General features: G+C 59.0%; 23 protein-coding genes. 5 read left to right on the forward strand and 18 right to left on the reverse strand.

The window, feature by feature from the left end:
- Window position 1: 1 nt before the first annotated feature.
- The 4 genes from glrR to purL all read right to left on the reverse strand — a co-directional run bounded on the left by glrR (window position 2) and on the right by purL (window position 7,943).
- Complete coding sequence (glrR, locus tag QLG03_RS10180) at window positions 2-1,339, reverse strand: two-component system response regulator GlrR (protein WP_023290658.1); 1,338 nt, start codon at window positions 1,337-1,339, stop codon at window positions 2-4.
- A complete protein-coding gene (gene qseG, locus QLG03_RS10185; RefSeq protein ID WP_023290659.1) occupies window positions 1,326-2,012 on the reverse strand; it encodes a two-component system QseEF-associated lipoprotein QseG in 687 nt (228 codons plus the stop codon). The genes glrR and qseG overlap by 14 nt, the downstream gene beginning before the upstream one ends.
- Window positions 2,013-2,041: 29 nt before the next feature.
- Window positions 2,042-3,463 carry a HAMP domain-containing sensor histidine kinase gene (locus tag QLG03_RS10190; RefSeq protein WP_086075121.1) on the reverse strand — a complete coding sequence of 474 codons (1,422 nt, stop codon included), beginning with the start codon at window positions 3,461-3,463 and terminating at the stop codon, window positions 2,042-2,044.
- Between the two features lie 592 nt (window positions 3,464-4,055).
- Window positions 4,056-7,943, reverse strand: coding sequence for a phosphoribosylformylglycinamidine synthase (gene purL / locus QLG03_RS10195; protein WP_255988914.1), 3,888 nt, complete (start codon window positions 7,941-7,943; stop codon window positions 4,056-4,058).
- 175 nt (window positions 7,944-8,118) lie between these two features.
- On the opposite strand from purL, the gene mltF reads away from it, so the two are divergent.
- On the forward strand, window positions 8,119-9,735 hold the full coding sequence (mltF, locus tag QLG03_RS10200; protein WP_255988912.1) for a membrane-bound lytic murein transglycosylase MltF: 1,617 nt from the start codon (window positions 8,119-8,121) through the stop codon (window positions 9,733-9,735).
- Here mltF and tadA read toward each other — a convergent pair.
- Together tadA and yfhb are read right to left on the reverse strand one after the other, a co-directional pair.
- Entirely contained in the window at window positions 9,732-10,241 is a 510-nt protein-coding gene (gene tadA / locus QLG03_RS10205) for a tRNA adenosine(34) deaminase TadA (RefSeq protein WP_023290663.1), read from the reverse strand. The two genes, mltF and tadA, sit on opposite strands and share 4 nt — an antisense overlap.
- Before the next feature lie 62 nt (window positions 10,242-10,303).
- A complete protein-coding gene (yfhb, locus tag QLG03_RS10210; protein WP_017900418.1) occupies window positions 10,304-10,939 on the reverse strand; it encodes a phosphatidylglycerophosphatase C in 636 nt (211 codons plus the stop codon).
- Between the two features lie 211 nt (window positions 10,940-11,150).
- Here yfhb and QLG03_RS10215 point away from each other — a divergent pair, with 211 nt between their 5' ends.
- Together QLG03_RS10215 and QLG03_RS10220 are read left to right on the forward strand one after the other, a co-directional pair.
- Window positions 11,151-11,999: a MurR/RpiR family transcriptional regulator gene (locus tag QLG03_RS10215; protein ID WP_087848831.1), complete on the forward strand. Its 849-nt coding sequence runs from the start codon at window positions 11,151-11,153 to the stop codon at window positions 11,997-11,999.
- A 56-nt stretch (window positions 12,000-12,055) separates the two neighbouring features.
- Window positions 12,056-12,316, forward strand: a complete 261-nt coding sequence (locus QLG03_RS10220; protein WP_023290665.1) for a YfhL family 4Fe-4S dicluster ferredoxin — start codon at window positions 12,056-12,058, stop codon at window positions 12,314-12,316.
- A 12-nt stretch (window positions 12,317-12,328) separates the two neighbouring features.
- Here QLG03_RS10220 and acpS read toward each other — a convergent pair whose 3' ends face one another.
- The 11 genes from acpS to rpoE form a co-directional block, all read right to left on the reverse strand.
- Window positions 12,329-12,709: a holo-ACP synthase gene (acpS, locus tag QLG03_RS10225; protein WP_004201835.1), complete on the reverse strand. Its 381-nt coding sequence runs from the start codon at window positions 12,707-12,709 to the stop codon at window positions 12,329-12,331.
- Complete coding sequence (pdxJ, locus tag QLG03_RS10230) at window positions 12,709-13,440, reverse strand: pyridoxine 5'-phosphate synthase (RefSeq protein WP_004201834.1); 732 nt, start codon at window positions 13,438-13,440, stop codon at window positions 12,709-12,711. Before pdxJ ends, acpS begins: the two co-directional genes overlap by 1 nt.
- Before the next feature lie 11 nt (window positions 13,441-13,451).
- Window positions 13,452-14,189 carry a DNA repair protein RecO gene (recO, locus tag QLG03_RS10235; RefSeq protein ID WP_002914062.1) on the reverse strand — a complete coding sequence of 246 codons (738 nt, stop codon included), beginning with the start codon at window positions 14,187-14,189 and terminating at the stop codon, window positions 13,452-13,454.
- A gap of 11 nt (window positions 14,190-14,200) precedes the next feature.
- Window positions 14,201-15,106 (reverse strand): GTPase Era, encoded by a 906-nt coding sequence (gene era, locus QLG03_RS10240; RefSeq protein WP_023290667.1) that lies wholly within the window; start codon window positions 15,104-15,106, stop codon window positions 14,201-14,203.
- Window positions 15,103-15,783, reverse strand: coding sequence for a ribonuclease III (gene rnc / locus QLG03_RS10245; RefSeq protein WP_002914065.1), 681 nt, complete (start codon window positions 15,781-15,783; stop codon window positions 15,103-15,105). The genes era and rnc overlap by 4 nt, the downstream gene beginning before the upstream one ends.
- A 249-nt stretch (window positions 15,784-16,032) precedes the next feature.
- Window positions 16,033-17,007: a signal peptidase I gene (gene lepB, locus QLG03_RS10250; RefSeq protein ID WP_004201827.1), complete on the reverse strand. Its 975-nt coding sequence runs from the start codon at window positions 17,005-17,007 to the stop codon at window positions 16,033-16,035.
- Window positions 17,008-17,022: 15 nt separating this feature from the next.
- On the reverse strand, window positions 17,023-18,822 hold the full coding sequence (gene lepA / locus QLG03_RS10255) for a translation elongation factor 4 (RefSeq protein ID WP_023290668.1): 1,800 nt from the start codon (window positions 18,820-18,822) through the stop codon (window positions 17,023-17,025).
- Between the two features lie 185 nt (window positions 18,823-19,007).
- The gene (gene rseC / locus QLG03_RS10260) at window positions 19,008-19,487 is read right to left on the reverse strand and encodes a SoxR-reducing system protein RseC (protein WP_232712145.1); all 480 of its coding nucleotides are present in this window, start codon (window positions 19,485-19,487) and stop codon (window positions 19,008-19,010) included.
- Window positions 19,484-20,440, reverse strand: coding sequence for a sigma-E factor regulatory protein RseB (gene rseB, locus QLG03_RS10265; protein WP_004201821.1), 957 nt, complete (start codon window positions 20,438-20,440; stop codon window positions 19,484-19,486). Before rseB ends, rseC begins: the two co-directional genes overlap by 4 nt.
- Window positions 20,440-21,090, reverse strand: a complete 651-nt coding sequence (rseA, locus tag QLG03_RS10270; RefSeq protein ID WP_032453736.1) for an anti-sigma-E factor RseA — start codon at window positions 21,088-21,090, stop codon at window positions 20,440-20,442. Before rseA ends, rseB begins: the two co-directional genes overlap by 1 nt.
- 32 nt (window positions 21,091-21,122) lie before the next feature.
- On the reverse strand, window positions 21,123-21,698 hold the full coding sequence (gene rpoE / locus QLG03_RS10275) for an RNA polymerase sigma factor RpoE (RefSeq protein ID WP_002914074.1): 576 nt from the start codon (window positions 21,696-21,698) through the stop codon (window positions 21,123-21,125).
- A 420-nt stretch (window positions 21,699-22,118) separates the two neighbouring features.
- Here rpoE and nadB point away from each other — a divergent pair, with 420 nt between their 5' ends.
- On the forward strand, window positions 22,119-23,738 hold the full coding sequence (nadB, locus tag QLG03_RS10280) for an L-aspartate oxidase (RefSeq protein ID WP_023290670.1): 1,620 nt from the start codon (window positions 22,119-22,121) through the stop codon (window positions 23,736-23,738).
- Here nadB and QLG03_RS10285 read toward each other — a convergent pair.
- Window positions 23,723-24,460 (reverse strand): tRNA1(Val) (adenine(37)-N6)-methyltransferase, encoded by a 738-nt coding sequence (locus QLG03_RS10285; protein WP_048298029.1) that lies wholly within the window; start codon window positions 24,458-24,460, stop codon window positions 23,723-23,725. The two genes, nadB and QLG03_RS10285, sit on opposite strands and share 16 nt — an antisense overlap.
- A 132-nt stretch (window positions 24,461-24,592) precedes the next feature.
- Here QLG03_RS10285 and srmB point away from each other — a divergent pair, with 132 nt between their 5' ends.
- Window positions 24,593-25,924 (forward strand): ATP-dependent RNA helicase SrmB, encoded by a 1,332-nt coding sequence (srmB, locus tag QLG03_RS10290; protein ID WP_032453738.1) that lies wholly within the window; start codon window positions 24,593-24,595, stop codon window positions 25,922-25,924.
- Window positions 25,925-25,943 lie beyond the last annotated feature (19 nt).

Here is a 25,943-nt window from a genome sequence, read left to right on the forward strand (position 1 = left end):
GCTACTCTTTAAAGTCGTTGGCGTCGAGCTCATGGCGCGACAGCAGCTTATAGAATTCAGTGCGGTTGCGTCCAGCCATCCGCGCGGCGTGGGTGACGTTGCCCCTGGTAATCTGCAGCAGCTTGCGCAGGTAGTTCAGCTCAAACTGATTGCGCGCCTCCACGAAGGTCGGCAGGGCGGTGTTCTCGCCCTCCAGCGCCTGCTCCACCAGCGCATCGCCGATCACCGGCGACGAGGTCAGGGCCACGCACTGCTCAATCACGTTCACCAGCTGGCGCACATTGCCCGGCCAGTTGGCGGCCATCAGCCGCTTCATCGCATCGCTGGAAAACGCCCGAACGAACGGCTTATGGCGATCGGCGGACTGACGCAGCAGATGGTTGGCCAACAGCGGAATATCTTCCGTGCGTTCGGAGAGCGGCGGGATCTTCAGGTTAACCACATTGAGGCGATAGAACAGATCTTCGCGAAACTCGCCGCGAGCCATCGCCTTCGGCAGGTCGCGGTGGGTGGCGGAGATGATCCGCACGTTGATCTCGATATCGCGGTTGCTGCCGAGCGGGCGTACCTTACGCTCCTGCAGGACGCGCAGCAGCTTCACCTGCAGGGCGACCGGCATATCGCCAATCTCATCGAGAAACAGCGTACCGCCTTCGGCGGCCTGGAATAACCCTTCGCGGTTGCTGACCGCGCCGGTAAAGGCGCCCCGCGCATGGCCGAACAGTTCGGACTCGAGCAGCTGTTCCGGCAACGCGCCGCAGTTAATCGCCACGAACGGCTTGTCATGACGCGGGCTGGCGTTGTGGATCGCCTGGGCGACTATCTCCTTCCCGGTCCCGCTCTGGCCGTTAATCAGCACGCTAACATCGGATTGCGCCACCATCCCGGCCTGCTCGAGCAGGCGCAGCATCAGCGGGCTGCGGGTGACAATGGCCTGACGCCAGGCTTCGTCGGTGGCTGGCGAGCGCTGCTCCAGCGCCTCATCAATGGCTTGATACAAGGCGTCTTTATCAACCGGCTTAGTCAGGAAGCTGAAGACGCCCTGCTGGGTGGCCGCCACCGCGTCGGGGATCGAGCCATGGGCGGTGAGAATGATCACCGGCATGCCGGGCTGCCCCTTCTGGATCTCACTGAACAGCTGCAGACCGTCCATTTCATCCATCCGCAGATCGCTAATCACCAGATCCACCTTCTCACGCCCCAGCACGCGCAGCGCTTCCGGGCCGCTCTCGGCGGTGACCACGCTATAGCCTTCGCTGACCAGGCGCATGCCCAGCAGCTTCAGCAGCCCCGGATCGTCATCCACCAGCAGCAAACGCGCCGGTTTACGGATCGTCATGGATCACCTCCGGCACTTTTTCGCTGCCGAAATTGCCGCCCGGCTTGCGGCTGGAGAGCTGGCGTTCAATATCCGTCAGATTCTCCAGCTTACGGGTGGTCAACTCCAGCTGTTCGCGCAGCGACTGCTCCTGCTGGCGCAACGTCTCCAGCTCGCTATCGCTGGACTGCTGAAGCTTCGCGTAGCGGGCTCGCTCCTCCACCAGCTGCAGCTGACGGGCCTGCCCGTCGCGCCAGAGCTGATACAGCGGGCGGACCTGAACGGCGATTTGCGGGCTGAAGGTGTCGAGACGCGCCACCAGCTCGCGGCGCTCGTCAGGGGTAATTTTGGCATCGGCAAGCAGAATGCCGCGGCGGAACGCGTCCTGCCAGCTGTCGTCGGTATGGCGTTTCGCCTCCGCTCGCGCCTGCGCCGGCGCGAGACGATCGGCGCAGTCAATGCCCCGCAGCCAGTAGAGGGGGTTTTTGTCGCTGGCATCGCTGCTGTGCGCCCAGATATCGGCGCAGTCCACCGCGACAAAATCGGCCACCTGATGCTGCGCCTGCCCGGGGGCGGCGGCACCTTCCGCACTATGCGGCGAGAAGCCGGCGGAACACCCCGCCAGCGTCAGACAAGCAATGCCTGAGAGCAGCCATCCGCTAAGGGAACGGCGCCAGGCCAGGAATTGGGACATAGTTCCCCGATATCGATTCATTAGTTGGATTATTCCGGCGCTGAGGGAAGCGTAATGCGAAAACAGACCTGCCCGGCGGGGGCGTCAACCAGACTGAGCTCCCCTTGCATCTGACGGACGCAGTCGCGGGCGATGCTTAACCCCAGTCCACTGCCTTTCACGGCCCCTTTACGCTGGTGACTCCCCTGGTAAAAGGGCTCAAAAATCATATTCTTTTCCGCGGCCGGGATCGGTTCGCCGCTGTTGGCGACATCAATACGCACCTGCTCTCCGTGCCGGTAGCTATGGATACGAATGTTACCGGATTCAGCGCCATAGTGCACCGCATTGGAGTAGAGATTATCCATTACGCTTATCAATAGCGCAGGCTCTGCCAGACAATGCCGCGCCCGCAGCGCCAGCTCGGTATGCATCAGTTTAGCCCGCGCGGGCAAACTGTGCGCCGCCACGACGTTTTCCACCAGCTCAACCAGGTCCACTTCTTCCCGGGCTACCGGGCCGTCGGCCTGTTTGCGGTTGTAGTCCAGCAGCTGTTCAATCAGCTTTTGCAGGTTGCGGCTGCTGCTGTCGAGGATCTCGACGATCTCCTGCTGCTCCGGCGTCAGCGGCCCGGCGACACGGTCGGCCAACAGCTCGGTGCCTTCACGCATACTGGCCAGCGGGGTTTTCAGCTCATGCGACAGATGGCGAAGAAACTGATGCCGCTGCGACTCCAGCCATGCCAGGCGCTCGCTGAGCCAGATAATGCGCTTGCCCACCGAGCGCAGCTCGCGCGGGCCGGTAAACAATGCCGCGTCGTCCAGCGACTTCCCAGCCCCCAGCTGGTTGATCATTCTTTCGATGCCTTTCACCGGGCCGATGATCATGCGGGTAAAAAGCAGCACCAGCGCCAGGCTCAGCAGAAACAGCACCAGCGCCTGCCAGCCGAAAAACTGGCCGCGCTCGGCAATCTCCTGCTGCAGCTGCTGGCCGCGGGAATAGACCACCGCCCGGGTCGCCTGGACCATGTCGCTGTTATTACTGGCGAACACTTCCAGTCTGGCGGCTGCCTGGGCGTCGGGGCCGCTGTTGTTACACTGCAGCTGCGCCAGATCGCTGACATCCTGGCGCAGCGCCTGCCAGAGCTTCTCGTCCGGCAGCACGCCGGCGTGCGCGTCCAGCATCTGGCTGTAGCGCTGCCGCTGGTTTTGATAGACGCGCGCCAGCGTCGGATCGTCCAGCACGCAGTACTGGCGATAGCTGCGCTCCATCTCCAGCGCGGCATTGATCATCGCCTCGCTGCGGCGGGCATCGACCAGCGTAGTGCGGTTGATATGCGCCGCCTGGGCGCTGAGGGCATTGAGGCTCTGCCAGGCCTGCCAGGCCAGCACCAGCAACGGCAGCAGGATCAGCACAAAGGAGAGCGTCACCAGCTGACGCAGCGAACGGGGAAAAAGAGAGAGTCGCTTCAAGGGTGTGGTCTCAATCATTAGCTCTGGTCGATGCTAACTGAGGAGCGCGGCGGAGAAAAGCGATACCCGTCGCCACGGCGCCGCAGAAACAACAAAGCCAGGCGCAAGGCCTGGCTTTGTTGAGAAATGAGGCGGTGCCTTACTCGACGTTTCGCCCGATGTCTGATAAAGCCAGGCTGTTATCAGGAGTTGGACGGCAGGCACCTGTTTGTGCGTCATTCGAAGTTTATGTAGCGCGTCCCGAAGGGGCTGACATAAGAAGGTGAATGAGCCACTGGTTAATATTATGCATGAACTATGCCATCTTTCAAAACATTTTATTAACACGTTGATATATATGACTTTCACCATAAAATCCAACCATTCCAGCGCTGTATACTTTTCATCCATGATGTCGCCGATTAGCGACACTAAATATGCCCCAGGTTACTCATCATTTAAATCAATAACTTAAGTGTCGCCTTTTGACGACACCGCAATATGCCAGTTGTCGGTGATTCCCGACACCCTGGCGTGCCGACCGTCACAGATAAAAAAAAGCCCCCTGCCTGAGCAGGGGGCTGATACGTTCGCGTGGCACGCTTCGGGAAGATTAACCCAGCTGTTTACGCGCGTTGCGGAAGATACGCATCCACGGGCTGTCTTCGCCCCAGTTTTCCGGGTGCCAGGAGTTGCTTACGGTGCGGAAGACACGTTCCGGGTGCGGCATCATGATGGTCGCGCGCCCGCTTTCGCTGGTCACCGCGGTGATACCGTTCGGGGAACCGTTCGGGTTCGCCGGATAGGTTTCGGTCACTTTGCCGAAGTTATCCACGAAGCGCAGCGCCACCAGACCTTTGCTCTCCAGCTGGGCCAGATGCGCGCTGTCGCGCACTTCCACCTGACCTTCGCCGTGGGAGACGGCAATCGGCATCCGCGAGCCAACCATGCCTTCCAGCAGCAGAGACGGGCTTTGCGTCACTTCCACCAGGCTGAAGCGCGCTTCAAAGCGGTCAGACTGGTTGCGCACAAAGCGCGGCCACAGGTCGCTGCCCGGGATCAGCTCGCGCAGGTTGGACATCATCTGACAGCCGTTGCACACGCCGAGCGCCAGGGTCTGCGGACGATGGAAGAAGGTCGCGAACTCATCGCGCACGCGCTCGTTGAACAGAATCGACTTCGCCCAGCCTTCGCCTGCCCCCAGCACGTCGCCGTAGGAGAAGCCGCCGCAGGCCACCAGGGCATGGAAATCGCCCAGACCGGTGCGGCCCGCCAGCAGGTCGCTCATATGCACGTCGATGGCGTCAAAGCCGGCGCGATGGAAGGCTGCCGCCATTTCAACGTGAGAGTTCACCCCCTGCTCGCGCAGGACGGCCACTTTCGGACGCGCGCCGGTGGCAATGTACGGCGCGGCGACGTCGTCATTAATATCAAACGAGAGCTTCACATTAAGGCCCGGATCGGCGTCGTTGGCTTTCGCCTCGTGCTCCTGATCGGCGCAGGCCGGGTTGTCGCGCAGACGCTGCATCTGCCAGGTGGTTTCCGCCCACCACATGCGCAGGGTGGTGCGGCTTTCGCTAAACACCGTCTGACCGCTGGCGGTCAGCACGAAGCGATCGCCCTCGACCGCTTTACCGAGGTAATGCACGCAGTCCGCCAGGCCGTTAACCGCCAGAATGGCTTCCACTGCCTCACGGTCTGCGGCGCGGACCTGAATCACCGCCCCCAGCTCTTCGTTGAACAGCGCCGCCAGACGGTCGTCGCCCAGCGCGGCGATATCCGCTTCCAGTCCACAGTGGCCGGTAAAGGCCATTTCCGCCAGGGTAACCAGCAGGCCGCCGTCGGAGCGGTCGTGGTAGGCCAGCAGTTTACGCTGCGCCACCAGGGCCTGCATCGCATCCCAGAAGCCTTTCAGCTGCGCGACATCGCGCACGTCAGCCGGCTTGTCGCCGAGCTGGCGATAGACCTGCGCCAGCGCCGTCGCGCCCAGCGCGTTGTGCCCTTTACCGAGGTCGATCAGCAGCAGGGCGTTATCTTCCGTCGAGAGCTGCGGCGTGACGGTATGACGAACATCTTCGACACGGGCGAAGGCGGAGATCACTAGCGACAGCGGAGAGGTCATCTCACGCTGCTCGCTGCCTTCCTGCCAGCGGGTTTTCATCGACATTGAGTCTTTGCCGACCGGAATGGTCAGGCCCAGCGCCGGGCACAGCTCTTCGCCCACCGCTTTCACCGCCTCATACAGACCCGCGTCTTCGCCCGGGTGGCCGGCGGCGGCCATCCAGTTAGCCGACAGCTTCACGCGGTTCAGCTCGCCAATCTGCGTGGCGGCGATATTGGTCAGCGCTTCGCCAACCGCCAGACGGCCGGAGGCGGCGAAGTCCAGCAGAGCAACCGGGGCGCGCTCGCCCATCGCCATCGCTTCGCCGTAGTAGCTGTCGAGGCTGGCGGTGGTGACCGCGCAGTTGGCCACCGGGATCTGCCACGGGCCGACCATCTGGTCGCGGGCGACCATACCTGTCACGGTGCGGTCGCCGATGGTCACGAGGAAGGTTTTCTCGGCCACCGTCGGCAGGTGCAGAACGCGATTAACCGCATCGGCGATGGTAATCGGTTGGCGATCCAGCGCGCTGCCCTGGGCTTTCAGGGTCTGCACGTCGCGGGTCATTTTCGGCGTTTTGCCAAGCAGGACGCCCAGCGGCAGATCGATCGGCTGATCGTTAAAGTGGCTGTCGCTCAGGCTCAGGTGCTGCTCGGCGGTGGCTTCGCCGATAACCGCATAAGGCGCGCGCTCGCGGCGGCACAGCTCGTCGAACAGCGGCAGTTGCTCCGGGGCGACCGCCAGGACATAACGTTCCTGCGATTCGTTACACCAGATCTCCAGCGGGCTCATGCCTGGCTCATCGCTCAGGATATCGCGCAGCTGGAATTTACCGCCGCGGCCGCCGTCGCTGACCAGCTCCGGCATGGCATTGGAGAGACCGCCGGCGCCGACGTCGTGGATAAACAGGATCGGGTTGGCGTCGCCCAGCTGCCAGCAGCGGTCGATCACTTCCTGACAGCGACGCTCCATTTCCGGGTTGTCACGCTGGACGGAGGCGAAATCGAGGTCAGCATCGGACTGGCCGGAGGCCATGGAAGACGCCGCGCCGCCGCCGAGGCCGATGTTCATCGCCGGACCGCCCAGCACGATCAGCTTCGCGCCGACGGTAATCTCGCCCTTCTGCACGTGCTCGCCGCGGATGTTGCCAATACCGCCGGCCAGCATGATCGGTTTGTGGTAGCCGCGCAGCTCTTCACCGTTATGGCTGGTGACTTTCTCTTCATAGGTGCGGAAGTAGCCGTTCAGCGCCGGGCGACCAAATTCGTTGTTAAACGCCGCGCCGCCCAGCGGGCCTTCAGTCATGATGTCCAGGGCGGTGACGATGCGATCCGGCTTGCCGAAATCTTCTTCCCACGGCTGTTCGAAGCCCGGGATGCGCAGGTTGGAAACCGAGAAGCCCACCAGGCCCGCTTTCGGCTTCGCGCCGCGGCCGGTGGCGCCTTCATCGCGGATTTCGCCGCCGGAGCCGGTTGCCGCGCCCGGCCATGGGGAGATGGCCGTCGGGTGGTTATGGGTTTCCACCTTCATCAGAATGTGCGCCGGCTCCTGATGGAAGTCATAGCGTCCGGTCTGGTGGTCGGCAAAATAGCGCCCCACTTCAGACCCTTCCATCACCGCGGCGTTGTCTTTATAGGCCGACAGGACGTAGTCCGGCGTTTTTTCGAAGGTGTTTTTGATCATTTTGAACAGCGACTTCGGCTGCTGTTCGCCGTCGATGATCCAGTCGGCGTTGAAAATTTTGTGACGACAGTGCTCTGAGTTCGCCTGGGCGAACATATACAGCTCGATATCGTTCGGATTGCGTCCCAGACGGGTAAAGGCGTCCTGCAGGTAGTCAATTTCGTCATCTGCCAGCGCTAGCCCCAAACGGAGGTTGGCGTCAATCAGCGCCTGACGCCCTTCGCCCAACAGGTCAACGCTGGTCACCGGCGTCGGCTGATGGTGTGCGAACAGCTTTTCGCCCGCTTCCAGCGCGTCGAAGACGCTCTCCATCATGCGGTCGTGCAGTTCCGCCGCCACCGCGGCCCACTGCGCTTCGGTCAGGGTCGAGGCTTCAACATAATACGCCACGCCGCGCTCCAGACGCACAACCTGAGCCAGGCCGCAGTTATGGGCGATATCGGTAGCTTTAGAAGACCAGGGAGAGATGGTGCCAGGGCGAGGGGTCACGAGCAGTAATTTACCGGTCGGGGTATGGCTGTTTAAGCTCGGGCCATACTTAAGCAGTCGCGCCAGGCGCTCGCGATCGTCAGCGCTCAGCGGGGCGTTCAGATCGGCAAAATGAATATACTCGGCATATATGGCGCTTACCGGAAGGTTGGCCGCCTGAAATCGTGCCAGCAGTTTATTAATACGGAATGCCGACAGTGCAGGTGAACCACGCAAAATTTCCATCATAAGTCTCTCGTCTTCGAAGCTTTCAGGGTGAGCCAGGGGGGGAAACGGGCGTCATTATAGTGAATCCTGCGCCCCGACGAAACCGTTTGCGTAGAAATAAAATCATTGATGCTGTTTATCAATAAATGTGACGTCCATCGCGAATAAGTTGCCAACTGGCGCATTCTTAAGCAGAATGCCGCTCATTCGACGACAACCTTGCGTTTTTTCCGGACATCGCCTGCTGAGGAACCTGAAGCTGCAGAAGATTAACGCGCTGAAAAAATTAAAGATTAATTATCTGCTCATCGGCATTGTCACCCTTTTGCTGGCGGCTGCCCTGTGGCCGTCGATCCCCTGGTCCGGTAAACCGGAGAACCGGGTGGCGGGCATTATCGCTCGCGGCGAGCTACGCATCAGCACCATCAACTCGCCGATGACCTTCACCACCATGAACAATAAAACCTTCGGCCTGGACTACGAACTGGCGAAGCAGTTTGCCGACTACCTCGGCGTGACGCTTAAGATAACCGTCCGCCAGAACATCAGCCAGCTGTTTGACGACCTCGACGACGGTCAGGCCGATATGCTGGCCGCCGGGCTGGTCTATAACCAGGAGCGGGTGAAAAACTACCAGGCCGGCCCTGGCTACTACTCCGTTTCCCAACAGCTGGTCTATCGCGTCGGCAATACCCGGCCGCGCAGCCTCGCGGCGCTGACCGCCGAGCAGCTCGCCATCGCCCCGGGTCACGTGGCGATCAACGACCTGCAGGTACTGAAAGCGGAGAAATACCCAGATCTTGCCTGGCGCGTGGACGAAAAGCGCGGCACCACCGCGCTGATGCAGGCGGTGATTGACGGCAAACTCGATTACACCATCGCCGACTCGGTGGCCGTCAGCCTGTTTCAGCGCGTCCATCCGGAGCTGGCGGTAGCCCTCGATATCACCGACGAACAGCCGGTCACCTGGTTCAGCGCCCGGGACGACGATAATTCGCTGTCGGCGGCGATGCTTGATTTCTTCAACAATATTAATGAAGACGGCACCCTGGCGCGCCTGGAAGAGAAGTACCTCGGCCACGGCAACGATTTCGATTATGTCGATACCCGCACCTTCCTGCGCGCAGTGGAAAACATTCTTCCGGAGGTGCAGCCGCTGTTTGAAAAGTACGCCCGCGAGATCGACTGGCGCCTGCTGGCCGCCATCGCCTGGCAGGAATCCCACTGGGATCCGCAGGCCACCTCGCCTACCGGCGTGCGCGGCATGATGATGCTTACGCGTAATACGGCGCAGAGTCTGGGGCTGACTGACCGGACCGATGCGGCGCAGAGTATCGAGGGCGGTATGCGCTATCTCCAGGATATGATGGATAAAGTGCCGGATTCGATCCCGAAAGATGAACGCATCTGGTTTGCGCTGGCCGCTTACAATATGGGCTATGCCCATATGCTGGACGCCATGGCGCTTACCCGCAAACAGAAAGGCAATCCCAACAGCTGGGCAGACGTTAAGCTGCGTTTACCCCTGCTGAGCCAGAAACCCTATTACAGCAAACTTAAATACGGCTATGCCCGCGGCCATGAGGCCTACGCCTATGTGGAAAACATCCGCAAATATCAGATAAGCCTTGTCGGCTATTTGTCAGAAAAGGAGCGCCAGCAGCAGCAAACGCTGGCCCTGGCGGAGGATTACCCGGCGGTGCTCCCCAATGAGCTCGAACAGCCGCAGGAGACCACCCTGCCCTTTTTCAAGTTTCGCGCCGATAAACAGATGGATAATGCCCGGATGAAACTCCCCGGCCACCTGTATTAACTTTCCCCGTTCTGCTCCCGGGCTTTCTTCAGCGCTTTTTTCTCTTCCCGCCGCCAGCGGAAGAAGTCGCTCAGCATGGCAGAGCAGGATCCCGCCAGCACGCCTTCGCTAATCTCAACCCGATGGTTCATTCCCGGGTGGTGCAGAACATCCATCAGCGAGCCGGCGGCGCCGGTCTTGGCATCCCTGGCGCCAAACACCAGGCGGGCGATACGGCTGTGCACCATCGCGCCCGCGCACATCACGCAGGGCTCGAGGGTCACGTACAGCGTGGCGTCGATCAGGCGATAGTTTTGCAGCACCAGCCCGCCCTGGCGTAAGGCCATAATTTCCGCATGGGCGGTGGGGTCGTGACGGCCTATCGGCCGGTTCCAGCCCTCGCCGATGACCTGATTGTTATGCACCAGCACCGCGCCCACCGGCACCTCGCCCTCTTCCCAGGCGCGCTTCGCCAGCGTCAGTGCATGACGCATCCAGTATTCATCATTGAGTTCGAGGTCAGACACAGCGGCCACTCCAGCAGAAAAAGCGGGGCGCATTATACATGGGAGCTATCAATTACACACTATTACTCCAGTTGCTGCAGCTCTCCCTGCGGGGTGACCCGCCAGCGATGCTGGCAAAAGCCGAGCAATGGGTTATCCTGCTCGCTATCGCTATAGCCGCTATACAGCTGCAGCGGAGCGCCAATCTTTTTCTCCAGCTGCACCACCTTTTCATGGCCCAGGCAGCGCAGGGTCAATACCCAGCCGCCCCAGCGGCGCGCGGTGCGGCTGGCTATCAGATTCACCCGCGGCAGCCAGAGGGTATCGCGATAGACCTGTTCCACCAGCGACTGCGGCGAGCCGGTGATCAACCAGACGTCGGCATCGGTACTGGTCAGGTAGGCCGTCAGCCGCGCATGAACCACCGGAAACGCCGTCACATGATGACGAAACCAGCCGACAAACTCCGCTTCCAGCCGCTTCAGTACCGCCTCGCGACGGCCAAAGGTTGACGCCCACAGCAGCAGGCTCATCGGCCAGCGCGCCGCCCGCCCGCACACCGCCAACCCGGCAAGGATCGCCGGCCCCATAGCCACCACCAGCAGCAGGTTCAGCGGCAGATGGCGCAGCAGGTAGCGCAGAAAACTGCCGAACATATCCTGTTGATGCAAGGTTCCGTCCAGATCGAAAAACACCACTCTCCGTTCACTGTGCTGCAAACTGCCTCCTTCTCTCAGGATTCGCTTCTCGTTAGGGTAAGCTTAACAGTCTTATGCCATGAAGAGGGAAAACATCCCTGCCGTTAAGGAAGAATTAAATTAGCAGGCGAAGGAAAAATTGTGGCTTATGAATTTTTAATTCGTGGTATACCCCTTATAATCGAATAAAAATTCTGTCAGTCACGAGCCGGACGGCTCCAGCGGAGCTCCAATGAACTGTTTAACGCGTATTCGTCAGCGCTATCCCACCCTGGCGGCGAGCGACAAAAAGTTGGCCGATTTTATTCTGAGCCAACCCGATGACACCCGGCACCTCAGCTCGCAGCAGCTGGCGGTGGAAGCCGGTGTGAGTCAGTCCAGCGTGGTTAAATTTGCCCAGAAACTGGGGTTCAAAGGCTTTCCGGCGCTGAAGCTGGCGCTGAGTGAAGCGCTGGCCAGCAGCCCGGATCCGCACTCCGTTCCGGTACATAACCACATTCGCGGTGACGACCCGCTGCGTCTGGTGGGCGAGAAACTCATTAAAGACAATGTCGCCGCCATGCATGCCTCGCTGGACGTCAACACTGAAGAGACGCTGCGGGAAGCCGTCACGCTGCTGCGCAACGCCCGGCGGGTGATCGTCACCGGGATTGGCGCGTCCGGCCTGGTAGCGCGTAACTTTAGCTGGAAGCTGATGAAGATCGGCGTTAATGCTGTTTCGGAGCAGGATATGCACGCCCTGCTGGCGATGGTGCAGGCCATGTCCAGCGACGATCTGCTGCTGGCGATCTCTTACTCCGGCGAGCGTCGGGAGATCAATATGGCGGCCGGTGAAGCGCTGCGCGTGGGCTCCAGGATCCTGGCGATCACCGGCTTTAGCCCTAACGCCCTGCAGCAGCAGGCGACCCACTGCCTGTACACCATCGCCGAAGAGCAGGCGACGCGCAGCGCGGCCATCTCTTCCACCAGCGCGCAAATGATGCTCACCGACCTGCTGTTTATGGGGCTGGTGCAGCAGGATCTGGAGCGGGCGCCGGAGCGCATTCGCCATAGCGAAGCGCTGGTGAAAAAGCTGGTCTGAGCAGAAAATGGGCGTATAATGCCCGCCCTGTTTGTGTTGTTTCTGAGATTTTCCTGATGGCGCTGTTAATTACCAAAAAATGCATCAACTGCGATATGTGCGAGCCGGAGTGCCCTAATGAGGCCATTTCGATGGGTGACAGCATTTATGAAATTAACAGCGACCGCTGCACCGAATGCGTGGGCCATTACGACACGCCCACCTGCCAGAAGGTGTGCCCGATCCCAAATACCATTCTGAAAGATCCGGCACACGTCGAGAATGAAGAACAGCTGTGGGATAAATTCGTCCTGATGCACCACGCGGATAAGATTTAACCGCTTCCCGGCTTAGCTTTCGACAATCACCGTGGCGCAGGCGTAATGCCGCTCATCGGCGAGCGTGACATGAATATGGCTCACCCCCAGTCGTTCCGCCAGCCGTTGCGCCTCACCCCATAGCCGCAGCTTCGGCTTGCCCAGCTCATCGTTGTAAACTTCGAACTGATTAAAGGCCAACCCGTTGCGGATCCCGGTCCCCAGCGCTTTCGCCGCCGCTTCCTTGACCGCAAAGCGTTTCGCCAGGAAACGCACCGGCTGCTGGTGCTGCTCCCAGATGCTCCATTCATGGTCGCTCAGCACCCGGCGGGCAAGGCGATCGCCGCTGCGGGCGATCACCGCCTCGATGCGGGCGATCTCGACGATGTCGGTACCCAGCCCGAGGATGGCCATTAGCCGCGCGCTTCCAGCATCAGACGTTTCATTTCCGCCACCGCCTCTTTCAGGCCGCTCATTACCGCCCGGCCAATAATCGCGTGGCCGATATTCAGCTCATGCATTTCCGGCAGCGCAGCAATCGCTTTCACGTTGTGATAGGTCAGACCGTGACCCGCATTGACCTTCAGGCCGAGGCTGGCGGCGTAGGTGGCCGCTTTGGCAATACGTTCCAGCTCCTTCGCCTGCTCGGCGTCGGTTTTAGCATCGGCATAGCAGCCGGTGTGGATTTCGATATAGGGCGCGCCAACGTCCGCTGCCGCTTTGATCTGCGCTTCATCCGCATCGATAAACAGGGAGACCAGGATGCCGGCATCCGCCAGGCGTTGACAGGCATCACGCATCTTGTCGCGCTGGCCGGCCACGTCCAGTCCACCTTCGGTGGTCACTTCCTGACGCTTCTCCGGCACCAGGCAGCAGAAATGCGGTTTGGTTTCGCAGGCGATCGTCAGCATCTCTTCGGTGACCGCCATTTCAAGGTTCATGCGGGTGTGCAGCGTCTGGCGCAGGATACGCACATCGCGATCGGTGATATGGCGGCGGTCTTCGCGCAGATGCACGGTTATGCCGTCGGCGCCGGCCTGTTCGGCAATGAAAGCCGCCTGAACCGGATCCGGGTAAGCGGTGCCGCGGGCGTTACGCAAGGTCGCGATATGGTCAATATTGACCCCTAACAGTAATTCAGCCATGACAATCCTCGTTAATCATTATTCGTATTATCCGCTCGCGCCTTTCGCGCGGGCATAAACTGGCGAAACAATTCCCGGCTCTTGAGCGGTTTGCCGCCGAGATAGGGCTTCAGGGCGATACGGGTAAAGCGCTTTGCGGCGCGCAACGTATCAACATCAGGAAACTCGCGACTCGCCAACGCTTTCAAATGGTGCCCGGTAAACGTGTTGTTATCAATCACCAGGCTGGCAATAAAGCCTTTTTCTTCGCGATAGCGGTAGGTCATGGTGTCGTCCACCGGCTCGCCGCTCCCGGCACAGTGGAGAAAATCCACGCCGTAGCCCAGGTGTCCGAGCAGCGCCAGCTCAAAGCGCCGCAGCGCAGGCTCCGGCGAGCCGCTGGCCCCGGCGAGCGCCTGAATGCAGTGCAGATAGTCAAAAAAGAGTTCGGAGAAGCGCGTTTCGTGCTCAAGCACGCGGGAGATAAGCTCGTTAACGTAAAGACCGCTGTAGAGGGTGATGCCGCTGAGCGGCAGCGCCAGCGAGACAGCTTCCGCGCTGCGCAGGGTTTTGACTTCGCCGCGGCCGCCGAAGCGAACCAGCAAGGGGGTAAAGGGCTGTAAAGCGCCTTTAAGATTCGAGCGTTTGGAGCGTGCGCCCTTGGCAACCAGGCGCACGCGACCGGATTCTTCCGTGAAGACGTCCAGCATCAGGCTGGTTTCGCTCCACGGTCGGCTATGCAGGACAAAGGCGCGCTGCCATCCATCCACGTTGCGTTAACTCAGAGGTCGTCAACATAACCGAGACTGCGCAGGGCGCGCTCGTCATCGGCCCAGCCGGATTTCACTTTGACCCACAGCTCGAGGTGCACCGGCGCTTCAAACATCTCCTGCATGTCCTTACGCGCTTCGATGCCGATGGTTTTGATTTTGGCGCCTTTGTTGCCAATCACCATCTTCTTCTGCCCTTCACGCTCGACAAGGATCAGGCCGTTGATGTCGTAACCGCCACGCTCGTTGGTCACGAAACGTTCGATTTCCACGGTGACGGAGTACGGTAGCTCAGCGCCGAGGAAACGCATCAGTTTTTCACGGATGATTTCGGAAGCCATAAAGCGCTGAGAACGATCGGTAATATAATCTTCCGGGAAGTGATGGATCGCTTCCGGCAGATGCTTACGCACGATCGACGCAATGGTGTCGACGTTGGTCCCCGTTTCCGCCGACATCGGCACGATATCGAGGAAATTCATCTGGCTGGCGAGGAACTGCAGATGCGGTAACAGATCCGCTTTTTCCTGCACGTTATCCACTTTGTTGACCGCGAGGATCACCGGCGCTTTCGCGTCGCGCAGCTTGTTGAGCACCATCTCGTCGTCCTGCGTCCAGCGAGTGCCTTCCACCACGAAGATGACCAGCTCAACATCGCCAATAGAGCTGCTGGCCGCTTTGTTCATTAAGCGGTTAATGGCGCGCTTTTCTTCCATATGCAGGCCCGGGGTATCGACGTAAATCGCCTGATACGGCCCTTCGGTATGGATGCCGACGATGCGGTGACGGGTGGTCTGCGCTTTACGGGAGGTGATCGAGATCTTCTGCCCAAGCAGCTTATTCAACAGCGTGGATTTGCCAACGTTTGGACGACCCACGATGGCGACAAACCCACAATAACTTTTTTCTTCGCTCATTCCAGCTCCAGCTTTTTCAGCGCCTGTTCGGCGGCAGCCTGCTCCGCCTTACGACGGCTGGAACCTGTGCCAACCACCGGTTCACTCAGGCCACTGACCTGGCAGTGGATAGTAAATTCCTGATCGTGCGCTTCGCCGCGCACCTGGACTACCAGGTAGGACGGCAGCGGCAGATGACGACCCTGCAGATACTCCTGCAGACGCGTCTTCGGATCCTTTTGCTTATCGCCCGGGCTGATTTCGTCCAGACGAGTCTGGTACCAGGAGAGGATTAAGCGTTCAACGTTCTGAATATCGCTGTCGAGGAAAACCCCGCCAATTAACGCTTCAACGGTGTCCGCGAGAATCGATTCGCGACGGAAACCGCCGCTTTTCAGTTCGCCCGGCCCGAGGCGCAAGCATTCGCCCAGTTCAAACTCGCGGGCGATTTCCGCCAGCGTGTTGCCACGCACCAGCGTCGCGCGCATACGGCTCATGTCGCCTTCATCCACGCGAGGAAAGCGATGATACAGCGCATTAGCGATCACGAAACTTAAAATGGAGTCGCCTAAAAACTCCAGGCGCTCATTATGTTTGCTGCTGGCACTGCGGTGAGTTAATGCCTGTTGCAACAGCTCCTGATGATGAAAAGTGTAGCCCAGCTTTCGTTGAAGCCGATTAATTACGATGGGGTTCATGCGTTACCAATAAATGAATGCGTCAAAGATGCAGCACACGAAACCGACCTGAGCATACGCTTCAAACAGTAAGTTGAAACAGACCAATACGCTTTCGTGTGCAGTGTCACCCGGCAGAGCGACAACCAAAAACTTCGGGGGGATATTCTATACGCAACGACACGGGATGTCGTTAGTTTGAATGGATTTAAATACTAAATAATTCGCGCCGCTGCGATAACAGCAGCGGCGTGAATTCAGCAGATGAAATTAATGAATTCCACCAATGCGCGATAACCGCACGCCGGTCGGCCATTCACCTTCCTGCTTTTCAAAACTCATCCAGATAGCGGTGGCCTTCCCGACCAGGTTTGCTTCCGGCACAAAGCCCCAGTAACGGCTGTCGGCGCTGTTATCCCGGTTGTCGCCCATCATGAAGTACTGACCCGGCGGCACAATCCAGGTGGCCAGCGGCAGACCGCTCTGATGGTAATACATGCCAGCCTGATCCTGAGCAATCGGCACCATCAGAATACGATGCGTGACGTCGCCCAGCGTCTCCTGACGCTCGGTGAGGCGAATGCCGTCGGCTTTCGTTTCGCCCTTCGGCAGCTGCCAGAAACCGCTGCTCGCTTCGCCGCCGTTGCTGCGGGAGAAGGTCTGAACGAAATCGCTCGGCTCCACGTTGGAGTAAGTCACCGGCAGCGCGTTGCCGCAGGCCTGTCCGGAGCTGCAGCCCGGCTGAATAGTGACCTGCTTGGCAATCGGATCGTAGGTGACTTTATCCCCCGGGAGCCCCACCGCGCGCTTGATGTAGTCCAGGCGCGGGTCTTCCGGATATTTAAACACCACGATGTCGCCGCGCTTCGGATGACCCGTCTCGATCAGCGTTTTCTGGTAGATAGGATCTTTAATGCCGTAGGCAAATTTCTCCACCAGGATGAAATCGCCAATCAGCAGAGTCGGCATCATCGAACCTGACGGGATCTGGAACGGCTCATAAATGAATGAACGTACCACCAGAACGATCGCCAGCACCGGGAAAACCGATGCGCCGGTTTCCAGCCAGCCCGGTTTCGGGCCGACTTTCTTCAACGTCTTTTTGTCCAGCTGCTCGCCGGTCGCTGCCTGAGCAGCGGCCTGACGCTCACGACGTTTCGGTGCAAAAATGAACTTGTCCAGGCACCATAAAACGCCCGTCACCAGGGTTGCAATCACCAGGATCAGGGCAAACATGTTCGCCATGCCAACTCCTTAGGGTTATTTGCCGTCTTTACCAACGTGCAGAATGGCGAGGAACGCTTCCTGCGGCAGTTCAACGTTACCGACCTGCTTCATACGCTTCTTACCTTCTTTCTGCTTCTGCAGCAGCTTTTTCTTACGGCTGACGTCACCGCCGTAGCATTTCGCCAGCACGTTTTTACGCAGCTGTTTCACGGTAGAGCGCGCGATGATGTGGTTGCCGATGGCCGCCTGAATCGCGATGTCGAACTGCTGACGCGGAATAAGATCTTTCATCTTTTCCACCAGCTCGCGGCCGCGATACGGCGCGTTATCGTTGTGGGTGATCAGCGCCAGCGCATCGACGCGCTCGCCGTTGATCAGCACATCGACGCGTACCATGTTCGACGCCTGGAAGCGTTTGAAGTTGTAGTCCAGCGACGCATAGCCGCGGGAGGTAGACTTCAGACGGTCGAAGAAGTCGAGCACCACTTCCGCCATCGGGATTTCGTAGGTCAGCGCCACCTGTTTACCGTGGTAAACCATGTTGGTCTGCACGCCACGTTTCTCCACGCACAGGGTGATCACGTTGCCGAGGAACTCCTGCGGCAGCAGCATGTGACACTCGGCGATCGGCTCACGCAGCTCCTGAATATTATTCAGCGGCGGCAGCTTGGACGGGCTGTCGACGTAGATAACTTCTTTGGAGGTGGTCTCCACTTCGTAAACTACCGTCGGCGCGGTGGTGATCAGGTCAAGATCGTATTCACGCTCCAGACGCTCCTGAATGATCTCCATGTGCAGCAGGCCGAGGAAGCCGCAGCGGAAGCCGAAGCCCAGCGCGGTAGAACTTTCCGGCTCGTAGAACAGAGAGGCGTCGTTGAGGCTCAGTTTGCCCAGCGCGTCGCGGAAAGCTTCATAATCATCGGAGCTTACCGGGAACAGGCCGGCATACACCTGCGGTTTCACCTTCTTAAAGCCAGGCAGCGCTTTGTCTGCCGGGTTGCGGGCGGCGGTCAGGGTATCGCCCACCGGCGCGCCAAGGATGTCTTTGATCGCGCAGACCAGCCAACCTACCTCGCCGCATTTCAGCTCGGTACGGTCAACCTGTTTCGGCGTGAAGATGCCCAGACGGTCGGCGTTATAGACCTGGCCGGTGCTCATGACCTTGATCTTGTCGCCCTTGCGCATGGTGCCGTTTTTAATTCGTACCAGCGACACCACGCCGAGGTAGTTATCGAACCAGGAGTCGATAATCAGCGCCTGCAGCGGCGCGTCCGGATCGCCTTCCGGCGGCGGAATATCGCGCACCAGACGCTCCAGCACCTCGGTCACGCCGACGCCGGTTTTCGCCGAGCAGCGCACCGCGTCGTGGGCGTCGATCCCGACGATATCTTCAATCTCGTCCGCTACGCGCTCAGGGTCGGCCGCAGGCAGGTCGATCTTGTTGAGTACCGGAACGACCTCCAGGTCCATCTCCATCGCGGTGTAGCAGTTGGCCAGGGTCTGGGCTTCTACGCCCTGCCCGGCGTCAACCACCAGCAGCGCGCCTTCGCACGCGGCGAGGGAACGGGAAACTTCATAAGAGAAGTCCACGTGGCCCGGGGTGTCGATAAAGTTCAGCTGATAGGTCTCACCGTCGTTGGCCTTATAGTCCAGGGTGACGCTCTGCGCCTTGATGGTGATCCCGCGTTCGCGCTCAAGATCCATGGAGTCCAGAACCTGGGCTTCCATTTCACGATCAGAAAGGCCACCGCAAATCTGGATGATACGGTCAGACAGCGTCGACTTACCGTGGTCGATGTGAGCGATGATCGAAAAGTTACGTATATTCTTCATATTTAGAGTTAATTATGCCTTACGAGTATCATGAGGCCGCTGTACTGTGCCTGACGTTTTTTAATCCGAAAACGCCGCATTCTACACTACATCCTTGAAACCAGGAAATGCTGTTAGATCCAGCATAACCGCAGAAATTGTGGCGTTGTAACAGGAAGGGTAAATAAAGATAAGGGCCAGTGAAATCACTGACCCATGTCGGAGGAAGGCGTATCGATACGCACCAGATCCGGTGGCAACGCGACGCTCAGAATCACCGGCTGCCACGACTGGCGCGCTGCCAGCTGCGGCGACAGACCGCGCGCCACCAGAAACCCGCCGACGCCGCCCAGCAGCGCGCCGCACAGCGAAGCGATATCGCTGGCAAACAGCACCTGGAAAATCGACGCCATCACAAACAGACCCACCAGCGGCGCCATGTAGACCAACAGCGCCGAACCCAGCAGACTGCTCTCGGCGATCCCCAGCTCCACTTTCTGCCCCGCCGTCAACGGCTGCTCGCAGGGCACGCTGATGGTATGGCTGGTCTGCGGCCCCAGCTTGTTTAATACCCGGCTGCCGCAGCCGGCGCGGGAGGCGCAACTGCTGCAGGAGGCTTTAACGTCGCAGTGCACCTGCGCCACGCCGTTATGCCAGGAAACCACGGTGGCCCACTCTTTAATCATTGTACTGCCTTGAATTTAATGCTGTCTGAGATACGCTTCGCCGTCTGCGGCGGCAGTTCGCCCACCACGGTGATCTCCGCGTTATCGCGTACCGTCGTGCTGACGGTGCGTCGGCCGGTGCGCAACAGCTGGTCGCTGCTGGCCGCGGTGGCGCGGTTGATATTGATCGAGAAGCTGAACAAGCCGTCGGAATAGAGACGTGATTCTACCGGACCATCAAAGGTGGGCAGACGACGCTGGCTGCTGGAGACCTCAGTCATGCCCTGAGGGAGCCACGTAGGCGCCCAGTTGAAGTTGGCTTTGTCGCCCCCTTCAGGCACCGACAGCTGCGGCGGCAAATTCGCTTTCGCCAGCGTCTCCATGCTGGCGCTGACGTTATCGCCAACGTTGAAAGAGACGACCCGGAACTGCTCCAGCGTTTCACCGTCGCGGTCGAGCAAATCGACGCGCAGCGGCAGCTTGGTCTCAGCGTCCAGCCAGGCGATAAAGCTATAGCGCGTGCCGTCGCGAGCCACGACGCGGATCACGTCGCAGAGGCGGTCGGCGATACGGGTACGGCCCACGGAGATAAAATCATAGGCTGCGCTGAGACGTTTGAAATCGCTGTAAACCAACGACGGCAGCGAATCGACGATATAGTCGCCGTTCAGGGTGAACGGATCGAGGCCGGGTTCAAAATAGCTGATTTCCGTACCGCGCAGGACCACTTCCCGGCGCGGACCGTCCAGCTGCAGAAGCTGCGCCAGCGGTTGATTGTTCAGTCGCGCGTGACGATAGCGCAGCGACTCAACGCCTTGTTTGCTGATGCTGACGAAAGACAGCTCATAATTGAGGGACTGGCTGGCCAGGTTCATCTGCTGCAACAACGCCCCGGACGATGTATCAGCCGAGGCGTTGACAGAGAACAACAGACTGCCTGCCATGAGCGACATGGCACACCAAAGTTGCTTCATTACTGCGATTGCGTTCCTAAAGTTTGATAACCCGGCACCTGGACTGCGGCCTGCTGAGTCTGGGCCTGGCCAAACTGAAGCTGCTCAGCGTGCAGGCGGCGCTGCAGTTCGTAGTCCTGCAGCATGGCGTTAATCCGCCGACGCTGTTCCTGGACCTGAGCCTGCTGGCCGCTACCTGCTGATACGTCAGCCGGTACGCCAAGGCTTACCGGGCTCGCTTTACCCATCATCGGCAGCGTATTGAACACCGGCGCCTCTGGCTGCTGAGCGGCATCAGACTGCCCATTATAGTGCTGGACGCCGACGATAACCGCAAGCGATACGCAGGCGGCAACGCCCATCTGGGTCAGTGAGCTGGCCCACGGACGCACTTTGTTCCAGAACGGCATCTGCCGCCACTGGTGCGGTGCGGGCTGAGATTCAGGAATAAGCGGCGCCGTCTGACGAACGGGCTCATTTTCAATGGCGGCCATCACCCGGGCGGAGATATCAAATTGCAGCACCTCTGCGGTATCGCCACGCAGCGTATCGCGGATAAGGTGATAACTCTCCCAGGTTTTTTGCATCTCAGAAGAACGACTCAGCTCGTTGAGCAGTTCGTTATCCAGCGTTTCACCATCCATTAAAGCCGAAAGTTTTTCTTTCTGCATGCCTGATACCCTTTTCCAGTATTCCGCTATCGTCAACGCCTGATAAGCGGTTGAACTTTATTATCAATAGCTTCTCGCGCCCGGAAGATACGCGAACGCACCGTCCCAACCGGACAATCCATGATAGCGGCTATCTCTTCATAGCTTAGGCCATCCAGCTCCCGTAACGTAATTGCCATGCGTAAATCTTCCGGAAGCGATTCAATGGTACGAAAAACTATTTGTCTCAGTTCTTCTGACAACATTAAGTTCTCAGGGTTCGAAATTTCTTTCAACGCCCCGCCGCTTTCGAAGTTTTCCGCCTCGTTGGCGTCAACATCGCTGGACGGCGGACGGCGTCCCTGAGCAACCAGATAATTCTTCGCCGTATTGACGGCGATACGGTATAACCAGGTGTAAAAAGCGCTATCTCCCCGGAAAGAGTCCAGCGCACGCCATGCCTTAACGAACGATTCCTGAACGACGTCAGCGATATCGCCCGGCGGTACATAGCGGGAAACCAGGCTCGCGACCTTATGCTGATAGCGCACTACCAGCAAATTAAACGCTTTCTGATCTCCTTTCTGGACCCGTTCAACAAGGACCTGATCCGTTAACTGCTCGCTCATCCGAGGTAATGTCTCCCCAAACCCAATTCCCATGCGTCTTCAAAACACCACCCAAAATCTGCATTATGAGCAAGCTGACTCTTGGAGTGTATGAAAACAATAAAGTTCCGTTACGCTTTTGTTTTTTGTCTGGCAACGGCGGCAGATCGTTATCAATCATTATATGCCCAGGTTGCTAAACGATAGGTTAGTCAATAAGAAAAAGCGCAGGCCCGTCTGAAGGGTATCGTAACACGGCGTTTATTTCACTATAAAATCCAATGCTATCAACCTGCCACGCGTCTCATTTTCGCCGTGCTCCAGACCGTTTCCGCTCGCCTGCTGTTTAGCCGTCACAACGCCAGTTAAAAAAAATTGTACGATTCCTCACGAGCTGGTGCTATTGTGAGCTAAATGTGTTTAGTAAATTAAACAAAGACGATGAATACCACTCCTGACTTCTCTTGTGATGTGTTGATTATCGGCAGCGGCGCTGCCGGCCTCTCTCTTGCGCTGCGCCTGGCAGAGCACAGTTCGGTGACGGTGTTGAGCAAAGGGCCGATCAGCGAAGGTTCGACGTTCTATGCGCAGGGCGGGATTGCCGCCGTCTTCGACGAGACCGACAGTATTGAATCCCATGTCGAAGATACCCTGATCGCCGGCGCAGGGTTATGCGATCGCCATGCGGTCACCTTCGTCGCCAGCAACGCCAGGCCATGCGTCCAGTGGCTTATCGATCAGGGCGTATTGTTTGATACCCAGGTCCAGGCCAATGGCGAAGAGAGCTATCATCTCACGCGCGAAGGGGGCCACAGCCATCGGCGCATTCTTCACGCCGCCGACGCTACCGGCAAAGCGGTGGAGACGACGCTGGTCGATAAAGCCCTCGCCCATCCCAATATCCGCATCCTTGAGCGCAGCAATGCCGTCGACTTGATCGTATCGGATAAGATTGGCCTGCCGGGCACGCGCCGGGTGGTCGGGGCATGGATCTGGAACCGCAATAAAGAGCGCGTGGAAACCTGCAGCGCGAAGGCGGTGGTGCTCGCCACCGGCGGAGCCGCCAAGGTTTATCAATACACCACTAACCCCGACGTCTCTTCCGGAGACGGTATCGCGATGGCCTGGCGGGCGGGCTGCCGGGTGGCGAATCTGGAATTCAACCAGTTTCACCCCACCGCGCTGTATCATCCGCAGGCGCGCAATTTCCTGCTGACCGAAGCGCTGCGCGGCGAAGGCGCCCACCTTAAACGCCCGGACGGCACCCGCTTTATGCCGGACTTTGACGAACGCGGCGAGTTGGCCCCACGCGATATCGTCGCCCGCGCCATCGATCATGAGATGAAGCGCCTTGGCGTTGACTGTATGTTCCTTGATATCAGCCATAAACCCGAGGCGTTTGTTCGCCAGCACTTCCCGATGATTTACGAAAAGCTGCTCGGTCTGGGAATTGATTTAACCAAAGATCCGGTGCCGGTCGTCCCTGCCGCGCATTACACCTGCGGCGGCGTGATGGTGGATGATAATGGCCGCACCGACGTCGATGGGTTATACGCCATCGGCGAAGTCAGCTATACCGGGCTGCACGGCGCGAACCGTATGGCCTCGAACTCGCTGCTGGAGTGTCTGGTTTACGGCTGGTCCGCCGCAGAAGATATTGCCCGTCGCCTGCCGCTGGCCCAGAAGGTCAGCACCCTGCCGGCGTGGGATGAAAGTCAGGTGGAGATCCCGGATGAACTGGTGGTTATCCAACATAACTGGCACGAGCTGCGCCTGCTGATGTGGGATTACGTGGGGATTGTGCGCACCACCCGCAGGCTGGAGCGCGCCCTGCGGCGCATTACCATGCTGCAGCAGGAGCTGGATGAGTATTACGCCCGCTTCCGCGTCTCGAATAATCTGCTGGAGCTGCGCAATCTGGTGCAGGTGGCGGAACTTATCGTACGCTGCGCGATGTTGCGCAAAGAGAGCCGGGGACTGCATTACACCCTCGACTATCCGCAGCCGCTGCCGAACAGCGGTCCGTCGATATTGTCGCCCCTGGCTCACATAAAGAGATAAAAATCCTCGGTCAGAGCGGTAAAGCCTTCTGAATACTGCTGCTCTGGCCCGCGGATCGCCAGCCTGTCGCTGAAACACTCCCCCGCCGTCGGGGAGAAAGCCAGCAGCACCCGATGCGGCGGCCGCATCTCGGTCTCCGCCACGTCAGTGCGCAGTCGCAGGTGCCAGCCCATCGCGGTTGCCCGTTCGATAAACGCATTTCCGATATCTACCGGCAGCACCACGCAAAAAAAGCCTTCTTCGGTGATATGCTCAGCGGCACAGGTCAGCAGAGAAGCGTGATCGAGCGTCGTGGTATACCGCGCCTGCTCCCGCTGCGAGGTGGCGCAAGGCACCCCTTCCGCAAAAAAGGGCGGGTTACTGATTATCAGTTGATAGCGTCGGGTCTGCGGCGGCTGCCACTGATGAATATCGGCCTGACAGACCTCAACCCGCGAAGCCCATGGCGACGCAAGGGCATTTTCCTGCGCCTGGGCGGCGGCCTCCTCATCCAGTTCGACCGCATCGACACGCACATCATCGCCGGTACGCTGCGCGAGCATTAGCGCCAGCAGGCCGCTGCCGGCGCCAATATCCAGCACATGTTTCACCCCGGCAATCGGCGCCCAGGCGCCGAGCAAAATGCCGTCGGTACCCACCTTCATCGCGCAACGATCGTGGGCGACAAAAAACTGTTTGAAGGTAAAACCATTGCGCGGCAGCGCAAACTTCGACTGAGACATCCTCAATAACCTTGCCGACAAAAAACTCCTGAACGTAAGGCTATGCACAATACCGGAGAACAGATAGCCTTACAAACAGATGAACATTACGTCAGTAACGTCTATAATCGGCGGCCCACTCAGAGGTAGAACATGACTGTAACGACTTTTTCCGAACTTGAACTCGATGAAAACCTGCTGGAAGCCCTCCAGGATAAAGGTTTCACTCGCCCGACAGCCATTCAGGCCGCCGCTATTCCGCCTGCGCTCGATGGCCGTGACATTCTCGGTTCAGCGCCGACCGGCACCGGTAAAACGGCGGCGTATCTGCTGCCAGCGTTGCAGCACCTGCTCGATTTCCCGCGTAAGAAATCCGGCCCGCCGCGTATTCTTATCCTGACGCCGACCCGTGAGCTGGCGATGCAGGTGGCTGACCACGCCCGCGAGCTGGCGAAGCATACCCATCTGGATATCGCCACCATTACCGGCGGCGTAGCCTACATGAACCACGCGGAAGTGTTCAGCGAAAACCAGGACATCGTGGTCGCCACCACTGGTCGCCTGCTGCAGTATATAAAAGAAGAGAACTTCGACTGCCGCGCCGTCGAGACCCTGATCCTCGATGAAGCCGACCGTATGCTGGACATGGGCTTTGCGCAGGATATCGAAACCATCGCCGGTGAAACCCGCTGGCGCAAGCAGACCATGCTGTTCTCCGCGACGCTGGAAGGCGATGCGATCAAAGACTTCGCTGAGCGCCTGCTGGAAGAGCCGGTTGAAGTTTCCGCTACCCCGTCGACTCGCGAGCGTAAGAAAATCCATCAATGGTACTATCGCGCGGACGATATCGAACATAAGACCAGGCTGCTGGTGAATCTGCTGCAACAGCCGGAAGCTACCCGCGCTATCGTCTTTGTGCGCAAGCGCGAGCGCGTGCATGAGCTGGCCAACTGGCTGCGTGAAGCGGGGATTAACACCTGCTGGCTGGAAGGCGAGATGGTGCAGGCCAAGCGTAACGAAGCCATTAAGCGTCTGACCGACGGCCGCGTAAACGTGCTGATCGCCACCGACGTCGCCGCCCGCGGTATCGATATTCCGGACGTCAGCCACGTCTTTAACTTCGATATGCCGCGCACCGCCGACATCTATCTGCACCGTATCGGTCGTACCGGCCGTGCAGGTAAGAAAGGCACCGCGATTTCGCTGGTTGAAGCGCACGATCACCTGCTGCTGGGCAAGATCGGCCGCTACGTTGAAGAACCGCTGAAAGCTCGCGTGATTGATGAATTGCGACCCAAAACCCGCGCGCCAAGCGAGAAGTTGACCGGTAAACCATCGAAGAAAGTGCTGGCGAAACGCGCCGAGAAAAAAGAGAAAGAAAAAGAGAAGCCGCGGGTGAAGAAGCGCCACCGCGATACGAAAAATATCGGTAAGCGCCGGAAGCCAAGCGCGACCGGGACGCCATCAGCGTCGAGCGAAGAGTAAAAAAAACGCCGGGATATCC

It is taken from the genome of Klebsiella sp. V115_8 (genome assembly GCF_029967715.1).
Taxonomy (GTDB): Bacteria; Pseudomonadota; Gammaproteobacteria; order Enterobacterales; family Enterobacteriaceae; genus Klebsiella; species Klebsiella quasipneumoniae.